Raw genomic sequence first — 12,558 nt, forward strand, 5'->3', positions numbered from 1 at the left:
GTCACATCGGCTACCTTAGTCAAGTCCAACAGTGGTGTGCCGTCAACGACTACCGTTTCACTGTCATCCACCGGATCGGTCTCATCAGAATCAGCCGTTGCAGTGTTCATTACCGAACCGTTGTCCAAGTCCGTTTGCGTTATGGAATAGGTAGCCGTACAGACTAAGGATTCACCCGGAGCCAGTGTTGCCGGCTGCGTACAGCTCAATGCGCTCAGGCCCGGTAGCGGATCAACGATCGTTACATTCGTTAAGGTAACATTACCATTGTTGGTGGCGGTGAAGGTATAAGTTATGATATCACCTACCGCGTCGTAGGTTGTTACATCCGCCACTTTGGTTAGATCTAATAGTGGCATCTGCACCGCAGTTACCGTTTCACTATCGTCTACCGGATCGGTTTGATCCGAATCAGCTGTCGCCGTATTCATTACCGAAACGTTATCCAGGTCCGTTTGACTAATGGAATAAGTAGCCGTACAAACCAGGGATTCTCCCGGAGCCAAAGTCGCCGGCTGGGTACAACTCAATGCACTTAAGCCCGGTAGCGGATCAACGATCGTTACATTGGTCAGCGTTACGTTGCCATTGTTGGTGGCAGTGAAGGTATAAGTAATGATGTCGCCTACTGCATCGTAGGTCATTACATCGGCCACTTTAGTCAGGTTCAGTACGGGCGTTTGCACCGCCGTTACTGTCTCGCTATCGTCTACCGGATCAGTCTCGTCGGAATCAGCCGTAGCCGTATTCATTACCGTGCCGTTGTCTAGGTCTGATTGAGTGATGGAATAGGTAGCGGTACAAACCAGGGACTCACCCGGAGCCAGGGTCGCCGGCTGCGTGCAGCTCAAAGCGCTCAGGCCCGGTAGTGGATCCACGATCGTTACATTGGTCAGCGTCACATTGCCATTATTAGTCGCAGTGAAGGTGTAAGTGATGATGTCACCGACCTCATCGTAAGTCGTCACATCGGCTACCTTAGTCAAGTCCAACAGTGGTGTGCCGTCAACGACTACCGTTTCACTGTCATCCACCGGATCGGTCTCATCAGAATCAGCCGTTGCAGTGTTCATTACCGAACCATTGTCCAGGTCCGTTTGCGTGATGGAATAGGTAGCCGTACAGACTAAGGATTCACCCGGAGCCAGGGTCGCCGGCTGCGTGCAAGAAAAAGCCGACAAGCCCGGTAGCGGATCAACGATCGTTACATTGGTCAATGTTACGTTGCCATTATTGGTGGCCGTGAAGGTATAAGTGATGATATCACCTACCGCATCGTAGGTCATCACATCGGCCACTTTGGTCAGGTTCAGTACCGGCGTTTGATCCGCCGTTACCGTCTCGCTATCGTCTACCGGATCGGTTTGATCAGAATCGGCTGTCGCGGTATTCATCACTGAACCATTATCCAGATCGGTTTGGCTGATGGAATAGGTAGCGGTACAAACCAGAGACTCACCCGGAGCCAGGGTCGCCGGCTGGGTACAGCTCAACGCACTTAAGCCCGGTAGCGGATCGACGATCGTTACGTTCGTCAGCGTTACATTACCGTTATTGGTCGCTGTGAAAGTGTAAGTAATGATATCGCCTACCGCATCGTAGGTCATCACATCGGCCACTTTGGTCAGGTTCAGTACCGGCGTTTGATCCGCCGTTACCGTCTCGCTATCGTCTACCGGATCGGTTTGATCCGAATCAGCCGTCGCAGTGTTCATTACCGAACCGTTGTCCAAGTCCGTTTGGCTGATAGAATAAGTCGCCGTACAAACCAGGGATTCGCCGGGAGCCAAGGTTGCCGGCTGCGTGCAACTCAACGCACTCAAACCCGGTAGCGGATCAACGATGGTTACATTAGTCAGCGTAACGTTGCCACTGTTGGTGGCAGTAAAAGTATAAGTAATGATGTCGCCTACCGCATCGTAGGTCATTACATCCGCTACTTTAGTCAGGTTCAGCACCGGTGTTTGCACCGCCGTTACCGTCTCGCTATCGTCTACCGGATCGGTTTGATCCGAATCGGCAGTCGCGGTATTCATTACCGTACCGTTGTCCAGGTCCGATTGAGTAATGGAATAGGTGGCCGTACAAACCAGAGATTCGCCCGGAGCCAGCGTTGCCGGCTGGGTACAGCTCAAAGCGCTCAGGCCCGGTAGTGGATCCACGATCGTTACATTGGTCAGCGTCACGTTGCCATTATTAGTCGCTGTGAAGGTGTAAGTGATGATGTCACCGACCTCATCGTAAGTTGTCACATCGGCTACCTTAGTCAAGTCCAACAGTGGTGTGCCATCAACGACTACCGTTTCACTGTCATCCACCGGATCGGTCTCATCAGAATCAGCCGTTGCCGTATTCATCACCGAACCGTTGTCCAGGTCCGTTTGCGTAATGGAATAGGTGGCCGTACAGATCAGAGACTCGCCTGGAGCAAGCGTTGCCGGTTGCGTACAGCTCAAAGCACTTAAGCCCGGTAGTGGATCAACAATCGTTACATTAGTCAAGGTAACATTACCATTGTTGGTGGCGGTGAAGGTATAAGTTATGATATCACCTACCGCGTCGTAGGTTGTTACATCCGCCACTTTGGTTAGATCTAATAGTGGCATCTGCACCGCAGTTACCGTCTCACTATCATCCATCGGATCGGTTTGGTCCGAATCAGCAGTTGCGGTGTTCATTACCGATCCGATGTCGAGATCTGTTTGGCTGATGGTATAGGTAGCCGTACAAACCAGGGATTCGCCTGGAGCCAGCGTCGCCGGCTGCGTGCAAGCCAAAGCCGACAAGCCCGGTAGCGGATCAACGATCGTTACATTGGTCAATGTTACGTTGCCATTATTGGTGGCCGTGAAGGTATAAGTGATGATATCACCTACCGCATCGTAGGTCATCACATCGGCCACTTTGGTCAGGTTCAGTACCGGTGTTTGCACTGCAGTTACCGACTCGCTATCGTCTACCGGATCGGTTTGGTCCGAATCAGCAGTTGCGGTATTCATCACCGATCCGATGTCCAGATCCGTTTGGGAAATAGAATAGGTAGCCGTACAAACCAGTGACTCACCTGGAGCCAGCGTCGCCGGCTGCGTGCAAGCCAAAGCCGACAAGCCCGGTAGCGGATCAACGATCGTTACATTGGTTAGCGTTACGTTGCCGTTATTGGTGGCCGTGAAAGTATAAGTAATGATGTCGCCTACTGCATCGTAGGTCATCACATCCGCAACTTTAGTCAGGTTCAGCACGGGCGTTTGCACCGCCGTTACCGTCTCGCTATCGTCTACCGGATCGGTTTGGTCTGAATCAGCTGTAGCGGTATTCATTACCGATCCGATGTCCAGATCCGTTTGGAAAATAGAATAGGTAGCCGTACAAACCAGTGACTCACCTGGAGCCAGCGTCGCCGGCTGCGTGCAAGCCAAAGCCGACAAGCCCGGTAGCGGATCAACGATCGTTACATTAGTCAGCGTAACGTTGCCATTGTTGGTGGCCGTGAAGGTGTAAGTAATGATATCACCGACTGCATCGTAGGTCATCACATCGGCCACTTTGGTCAGGTTCAGTACCGGCGTTTGATCCGCCGTTACCGTCTCGCTATCGTCTACCGGATCGGTTTGATCCGAATCGGCAGTCGCCGTGTTCATGACCGAGCCGTTATCCAGGTCCGTTTGGCTGATGGAATAGGTGGCCGTACAGACTAAAGATTCACCCGGGGCCAGCGTCGCCGGCTGCGTGCAAGCCAAAGCCGACAAGCCCGGTAGTGGATCAACGATGGTTACATTGGTCAGGGTTACGTTGCCGTTATTGGTCGCCGTGAAGGTATAGGTGATGATATCACCTACCGCATCGTAGGTCATCACATCCGCCACTTTGGTCAGGTTCAGCACCGGCGTTTGATCCGCCGTTACCGTCTCGCTATCGTCTACCGGATCGGTTTGATCCGAATCGGCTGTCGCGGTATTCATGACCGATCCGATGTCCAGGTCGGTTTGGCTGATGGAATAAGTAGCCGTACAAACCAGAGATTCACCCGGTGCCAGCGTCGCCGGCTGCGTGCAGCTCAACGCACTTAGGCCCGGTAGTGGATCTACAATCGTTACATTGGTCAGGGTTACGTTGCCGTTATTCGTTGCCGTGAAAGTATAGGTAATGATGTCACCGACCTCATCGTAGGTCATTACATCCGCTACTTTGGTCAGATTCAGCACCGGTGTTTGTACTGCCGTTACCGTCTCACTGTCATCCACCGGATCAGTCTCATCAGAATCAGCCGTCGCGGTATTCATGACCGTACCGTTGTCCAGGTCCGATTGAGTAATTGAATAGGTGGCCGTACAAACCAGAGATTCGCCCGGAGCCAGGGTCGTGGGCTGCGTGCAGCTCAAAGCGCTCAGGCCCGGTAGTGGATCCACGATCGTTACATTGGTCAGGGTAACATTACCATTGTTGGTCGCTGTGAAAGTATAAGTGATGATATCACCTACCGCATCGTAGGTCATCACATCGGCTACTTTGGTCAGATTCAGCACTGGTGTTTGATCCGCCGTTACTGTCTCGCTATCATCTACCGGATCGGTTTGGTCCGAATCGGCTGTGGCCGTATTCATTACCGTGCCGTTGTCCAGGTCTGTTTGGCTAATGGAATAGGTAGCCGTACAAACCAGGGACTCACCCGGAGCCAAAGTTGCCGGCTGCGTGCAAGCCAAAGCCGACAAGCCCGGTAGTGGATCAACGATCGTTACATTGGTCAGGGTGACGTTGCCATTATTGGTCGCCGTGAAAGTATAAGTGATGATGTCGCCAACCGCATCGTAGGTCATTACATCCGCCACTTTGGTCAGGTTCAGCACGGGTGTTTGCACTGCCGTTACCGTCTCGCTATCATTTACCGGATCGGTTTGATCCGAATCGGCTGTGGCCGTATTCATTACCGTGCCGTTGTCCAGGTCTGTTTGGCTAATGGAATAGGTAGCGGTACAGATCAGGGATTCGCCCGGAGCAAGTGTCGCCGGTTGGGTGCAACTTAACGCACTTAAGCCCGGTAGCGGATCAACGATGGTTACATTAGTCAGCGTTACGTTGCCGTTATTGGTCGCCGTGAAGGTGTAAGTAATGATGTCACCTACCGCATCGTAGGTCATCACATCCGCCACTTTGGTCAGATTCAGCACCGGCGTTTGATCCGCCGTTACCGTCTCGCTATCATCTACCGGATCGGTTTGATCCGAATCGGCAGTTGCCGTATTCATCACCGAACCGTCATCCAGGTCCGTTTGGCTGATAGAATAAGTCGCCGTACAAACCAGGGATTCACCCGGGGCCAGCGTCGCCGGCTGCGTGCAGCTCAATGCACTTAGGCCCGGTAGCGGATCAGCGATCGTTACATTAGTCAGCGTAACGTTACCATTGTTGGTCGCCGTGAAAGTATAAGTGATGATGTCGCCTACCGCATCGTAGGTCATTACATCGGCCACTTTAGTCAGATTCAGCACTGGTGTTTGCACCGCCGTCACTGTCTCGCTATCATCTACCGGATCAGTCTCATCGGAATCAGCCGTCGCGGTATTCATGACCGTACCGTTGTCCAGGTCCGATTGAGTAATGGAATAGGTGGCCGTACAAACCAGAGATTCGCCCGGAGCCAAGGTCGCCGGCTGCGTGCAAGCCAAAGCCGACAAGCCTGGTAGCGGATCAACAATCGTTACATTGGTCAGGGTTACGTTGCCATTGTTGGTCGCCGTGAAGGTATAAGTAATGATATCACCTACCGCATCGTAGGTCATCACATCCGCCAATTTGGTCAGATTCAGCACCGGCGTTCGATCCGCCGTTACCGTCTCGCTATCGTCTACCGGATCGGTTTGATCCGAATCGGCTGTCGCGGTATTCATGACCGATCCGATGTCCAGATCTGTTTGGCTGATGGTATAGGTAGCTGTACAAACCAGAGATTCTCCCGGTGCCAGCGTTGCCGGCTGCGTGCAGCTCAATGCGCTCAGGCCCGGTAGCGGATCTACAATGGTTACATTGGTTAGGGTGACATTACCATTATTGGTGGCCGTGAAGGTGTAAGTGATGATGTCACCTACCGCATCGTAGGTCATCACATCCGCCAATTTGGTCAGATTCAGCACCGGCGTTCGATCCGCCGTTACCGTCTCGCTATCGTCTATCGGATCGGTTTGGTCTGAATCAGCAGTTGCCGTATTCATAACCGTGCCGTTATCCAGATCCGATTGAGTAATGGAATAGGTAGCCGTACAAACCAGGGATTCGCCCGGTGCCAGCGTCGCTGGCTGCGTGCAAGCCAAAGCCGACAAGCCCGGTAGCGGATCAACGATCGTTACATTGGTTAGCGTTACATTACCATTATTGGTCGCCGTGAAGGTATAAGTAATGATATCACCTACCGCATCGTAGGTCATCACATCGGCCACTTTGGTCAGGTTCAGTACTGGTGTTTGATCCGCCGTTACCGTCTCGCTATCGTCTACCGGATCGGTTTGGTCCGAATCAGCAGTTGCGGTATTCATCACCGATCCGATGTCCAGATCGGTTTGGCTGATGGAATAGGTAGCGGTACAAACCAGGGATTCGCCCGGAGCAAGCGTTGCCGGCTGCGTGCAGCTCAATGCGCTCAGGCCCGGTAGCGGGTCAATAATGGTAACGTTGGTCAATGTAACATTACCATTGTTGGTCGCTGTGAAGGTGTAAGTAATGATGTCACCTACTGCATCGTAGGTCATTACATCCGCTACTTTGATCAGGTTCAAAACCGGAGTCTGACCGAGAGGCGTTTCGGTCTCCCGATCTTCAAAATTATTCTCATAGTCGGAAAAGTCCATGACCATACCACCATTTGGATCTTCTCCGGTGGCTTTCGCCCGGTTAATCACAATTCCGGCATCGATATCGGATTGGACCACGTCGTAGATAGCCGTATACATGGCGGTTTCTCCCGGCAGCAAGGTCCCTTCCGGGCTACCCAGACTGGAGGAGCTCATTACATAGTTCGGATCAGGCAATAAACCGTCTCCCGTAAAATCTTCGGGGACTTCAATTACGTCCACATTGAACAGGGTTACATCCCCCGTATTGGTCACCAGGTAGTTATAGGTGATCTGACCGAGACCGGAATCGTAAGAGGAGGTTTTGATCACAGCGATAGCTGCGTTACAGGCGTAGGGAATACATCCGGTGGTTGCCGTCATACCGGCCACATCGTCAATTTCTTCCACCCGGCAGTCGAAAGCAAGATCTTCCGTCCATAAAAAATTAGTCACCTCGTCATCGGCGAGAATGACATCATCGGTATTACCGTTCAGGTAATAGGTGCCCACCATACCTGCGTCATTGACCAGATACCCGTCATCTTCGGCGATCCCCAGATCCCATCCGCAGTGATTATTGTCAAATACCAGGGGCGCACACAGCGGGAAATCGGTCCCCGGACTTACCGTAAAACAAATATCCAGGATATGCACGGCCGTAGTGGACAGGTTAATGGGGTTGAGGTCGTTCGGAAGCAGGTTGAATTCAGTAAACACCCCGCCGGTGCCGGCGAACCCAAAAACGTTGCCGTAACCATCATTCGACTCGGAGACGGTATTTACCGTATAGCCGTTCTCTACATTTTCGATCGTGAGATTTTCCAGATTGGCCGGGTCGTAGAAAAAGCGAATGGTACTGGTCGCCAGTTGGGGCATTTCCGTAGCTTCGTCGATGGACAGCATCAGGGGATAACAGATCTGTACGGTTTCCTCCATACAATTCTGCTGAATATCGCCTATACTCCAGTCCAGGATCCGCACATTTATCACATCCGTGATGGTCTCTTCGTCTTCCAGATTGCTATTGTTATCGGACAGGTCATCGACTAATACATCATCGGGATCGAGCGCTTCTACCAAAGCCTGATTCGTAACACTTCCCGCCGTAAAGTCGGCCGCAACCACGCTGTAGGTAGCGGTATAGGTGAGACTTTCCCCGATATTCAGATCCGGCAGATCCATTTGGCCGTCCAGGTCACCACCTCCGCTGGCGTAAACCGGCGTCGGCAAGGTACCGGCTCCCGTAAAGCTGCCACCCAGCTCGGTCACATCCACATCGTAAAGGATCACATTGCCGGTATTGGTCACCGTATAGGTATAAACGATCTCATCGGTGTTGGAATTAAACATGCCGGTTTTGATCAGCCCGATACTCGGATCGGTAGGAGGCGCGGTCACCTCCGTTTCCGTGGGCGTATCTCCAAACTGGCTGGTCGCATCCGAAAGGTCCTGTTCCGTATCCCCATTTTCAGTGGTACCCTGGGCAATCGCCTGATTGATCACAATACCCGCGTCGATGTCTACCTGATTGACCGTATAAATCGAGGTAAATACCAGACTTTCGCCGGCAGCCAGATCCGCACCGTCCATTTCTCCGTCCAGGTCCGAACCACCGCTTTGGTAGGCTGGAACGGGCGGCGCACCGTCTCCGGTGAAGATCCCGCCATCTTCCGTAACTACTATGTCATATAAAGTCTGGGCACCAGTATTGGTTACCGTATAGGTGTAGGTGATCTCGCCGGAAACGGCGTTGAAGCTGCCGGTTTTCACAATGGCAATATCCGTAAAACAGGCATCTTCAATACATCCGGTACTCACGGTCATCCCAACCTCGTCATCCAACTCATCGACCCGGCAATCAAAACCGGGATTGGCATCCCACAGATAGTTGATCACCTCATCATTAGCCAGAATGGAATTGCCCAGATCACCGTCCAGGTGGTACAGACCGACAATCCCCGCATCATTATCCAGGTAGCCGTCATCCTCGGCGATGGTAAGGCCCTGTCCGCAGTGATTGTTATCAAATACCAGCGGCGCACACAGCGGATACACCGCATCGTTCGCAACGGTAAAACAAAAATCCAGCACATGCACCGGAGTGGTGGCCAGATCTATCGGATTACTCTCATTGATGAGAATGTTGAACTGCGCGAAAATACCTCCGCCGGACTCAAAGCCGAAAACGCCACCGTATACGTTATTACTTTGATTTAAGCCGCTGGTAGAGTATCCGTTCTCCACATTTTCAATGGAGAGATTGCTCAGGTAACCGGCATCATAGAAAATACGCATTGTGCTGGTACCCAATTGGGGCGTCTGGGTCCCGTCATCAATGGAAACCAGCAGCGGATAGCAAATTGTCGTAGTCTCACCGCAGGTGATCTGCACGTCGCCAATACTCCATTCCAGGATTCTCTGTGAAAAAACGTTCAGGGATAAAAACAGAAATCCTACTAGTACAAGTAATCCTCTATTCATCAGAATCAGGTTTAATGATTTGTTGTTCCAGGCAAGGCGAAATTCGGAAGGGTTTAGGTCGTCTATTTTTCCATGAATTCCTGAATGATGCCTTTAAACAATCATGAGATTTTTATTTGTTAATGGTTCTTACAACTTGGCGCTCTTATGGCAAATTCAGGTCCTTACGCAACGCGCTTAGAACCTGAACTCTTAAAAAATAGGTGCAGCATGTACCAGCGGACAGGTACCGTCTCCTAACCGGTGCCCGCCGCTTCCCGCTACCGGAATACGGTGGATCATTTTTTGACGATCACCACTTGTTCGGTAGCAATTACTGCCTGATCTTTATCCGAAAGGCTCAGCGTATACACGCCTGCGCTCAGTTCGGACAGATCCAGATGAGTGTTTGTGTTGATGTTCGATCTTTTAAAAATAAAGCGGCCCTCCGCATCCAATACGGAGACCTCATATCCTTCAAAAGCGGTGTTGGACAGGATCCGCACCATGCCTTTGGAAGGGTTTGGGTAATAGGAGATCTTCAACTGGGTGTTCTGATTAGTGGTGCCGGCCTCAAATACGATCTCGCGTACATCGGAGTACGCTACCCGGCCGTTGTTATCTACCTGCTTCAGGCGGTAATAATTGGTTCCGTCCAGCGGTGTTTCGTCCAGAAAATCATACAGGGTTTCCTCGACGGTATTCCATTTTCCGGAAACCGTTCCGATGGTCTCGAAAAGAAAACCATCCTTTGATCTCTGGATCTCAAAAAAGCTGTTGTTGAATTCCGAGATGGTTAGCCAGTCCAGCCGCACCTTGGCATTTGCTTCTTTCTGGGCATTGAAAGGCCCCAGTTCCGCGGTGTGTACCGGATTCTTTGGCTCAATACACATCTTGGATTTTAATTTCACGGTACTTCCGGCCCGGTCGTTCAACTGGTCGACCAGACGATCGAAGCCGGGATTTTGTTCCCACAGAAAATTGAGGACTTCATCGTCCGCCAATTGGATTTCTTTGGTGTTCTTATTAAGAAAATAGGTACCCACGATACCGGCATCATTGGAGAGAAAACCGGAATCATTGGCCTTCCCTTTTTCCCAGCCTTCCGGGTTGTTGTCCAGTACCAGCGGCGCGCAAAAGGGAACCTTGGCGCCGGGACTTACCGTAAATGTCAGATCCATTACGTGTACCGGTTCGGTTGTCAGGTCCAGCAGATCCTGCTGGTTGGCGATCAGATTGAACTGGGCAAAAATGCCGCCGCCACCTACGAAGCCAAACACATCGCCGAACACATCCTTACTCTGGTTCAGGCCTTTGACCCGGTAACCGTTTTCCAAATTTTCAACGGATAACTGGCTCAGGCTACCCGCATCGTAGAAAAAGCGGAAGGTACTGGTGCCCAGTTGGGGAGTCTCGCCGGCATCGCTGATGGTCACCATGATCGGGTAACTCACGCGTACATCCTTGCCCCGGGTCATTTCTACTTCCCCGATACTCCAGGTCAGCGTTCTGGCATCCTTTTGGGCTTGGACCTGCAGAAAGGTCATCAGGCAAACTGCTACTAGCGCTACGGTCTTAAAGTTCATTTTTATAATTTTTGAAGCTGCGACCTGCGATGGCCGCGAACTGTGTTATCCTAGATTTCAATAAAAAAATCAGCCAAGCGCCGGTGCAGCAGCACCAACGCCTGGCTAATGGAGGATTATTCTCGTTTTACACTGGTAAACTTCGGTGAATTGGCCTGCCACAGATCGTAATCCAGCGCACTCACATCACCGTCCATGTTGTAATCCACCAGGTTGAAGGTGCGGGTTTCCGCTCCGTTGTTCAACCACTTGGCATTATCGGAAGAAGTGATATCCACATCCTCATCATCTACAGAATCCTGATCACTGTTACCGGCGTACATGGCAAATACACCCGGGATCACTTCCTTCTGCGCAATGGGTAGTCCACTTAGGAACGGATCGTTCAGGTAGGATTGCTGACCGCGGAAATCGTAAGTCAAGGTTCCATCCACAACCGGTACTGCTTCGTGGGACATCACGATCAGGTGGTTGCGGTGTTCGATCACGATGTAGTAGCTCTGCGTCTGATCGATCGTACAGCAGTCCGAAGGATCCACAAATTCGAGGTGTCCGTCACTGTGCAGCAGCGCCGCCCGCTGGCAGATCGCTTCTGCCCCATTCATCGGATCGGTCCGTAAGGATACCAGTACCCAGTCCGTCACAGTGGTCGGATAACCGGCATCAGCATTGGCCGTCATACCTTCAGAATCGTAGAAGGAGCCTTCATTACCACTGTAGAACCAGGGTGAAATGCTGTACACCTGTCCGGCTGCGCCCAGAGGTGGCGTATAGATGTTACCGCTAAAGGCATTCACACTGTACTGGCCGGGCAGTAATCTGGACTCATTCAGTGTCGTCCGCATCAATGGATAAGGATCTCCGACCAGCGGCTGAATGTATTCCCCGGTCTGCGGAACGATCAAACTACCTTCCAGGAAGACATACAGATCAAAATCCACACAGAATACATCGACAACTACTTCATTACTCATATCGGATACCGGAGTATCCCCGGGGCCGCCGCCGGCACCGTTACCTTCCGTATCGGCCGAACCGGAACCGGTCGCTACGTTCAGCACCGTACCATTGTCGATATCCGTCTGGGTAACGATATGGTATGCCGTATAAGTCCAGGTCTCTCCTACGTCTAAGGCGCCGTTGCCGTTATCACCGGAAATAAAGGTGATCGAACCAGGCTCTGCATTCGGATCGGATACGGAAATGTCATAGATCGTCACATTCCCGTCGTTGGTGAGCATGATCTCGTAATTGATATGCTGTCCTACTGCACTGTATTCCGTGAAGGCCGGGTTGCCATCGATATTGGTGAAGGATTTGGTGGTTTGGATGCTTGGGTCTTGCGCCGCATTGACCGTTTCATCATCGCTGTCGGTCACCGCTACATCGCCTACTCCTGCGTCATTACCATCACCATCACCGTTCGTATCCGCTACACCATTTACCGTGGCAGTGTTGGTGTACAAGCCATCATCGATATCGTCTTGGGTGATCGTGTGAGCGGCCGTATATAGCCAAGTCTCACCTACATCCAGTACGCCATCTTCATCGGTATCTCCGTCGTTAAAGCCATCCGTATCCGCATCGACCGGAAGAATAGTTCCCGCGTCGGCACCCGGATCGGTGACTACTACGTTGTAAATGGAGATGTTGCCGTCGTTCAGCACTTCAATATCGTAGTTGAC

General features: G+C 51.7%; 3 protein-coding genes. All 3 read right to left on the bottom strand.

Annotation, left to right across the window (positions count from 1 at the left end; all coding sequences use genetic code 11):
* Positions 1 to 9,308 (bottom strand): DUF7507 domain-containing protein (locus CRP01_RS41125; RefSeq protein WP_143473768.1); only part of this gene is annotated, 9,308 nt, incomplete at its 3' end.
* 278 nt (positions 9,309 to 9,586) lie between these two features.
* Complete coding sequence (locus tag CRP01_RS41130) at positions 9,587 to 10,873, bottom strand: T9SS type A sorting domain-containing protein (protein WP_099155943.1); 1,287 nt, start codon at positions 10,871 to 10,873, stop codon at positions 9,587 to 9,589.
* Positions 10,874 to 10,989: 116 nt separating this feature from the next.
* A partial coding sequence (locus tag CRP01_RS41135) for a DUF7507 domain-containing protein (RefSeq protein ID WP_222845945.1) occupies positions 10,990 to 12,558 on the bottom strand: 1,569 nt, incomplete at its 5' end.

The sequence above is a fragment of the Flavilitoribacter nigricans DSM 23189 = NBRC 102662 genome (assembly GCF_002646595.1).
GTDB lineage: Bacteria > Bacteroidota > Bacteroidia > Chitinophagales > Saprospiraceae > Flavilitoribacter > Flavilitoribacter nigricans.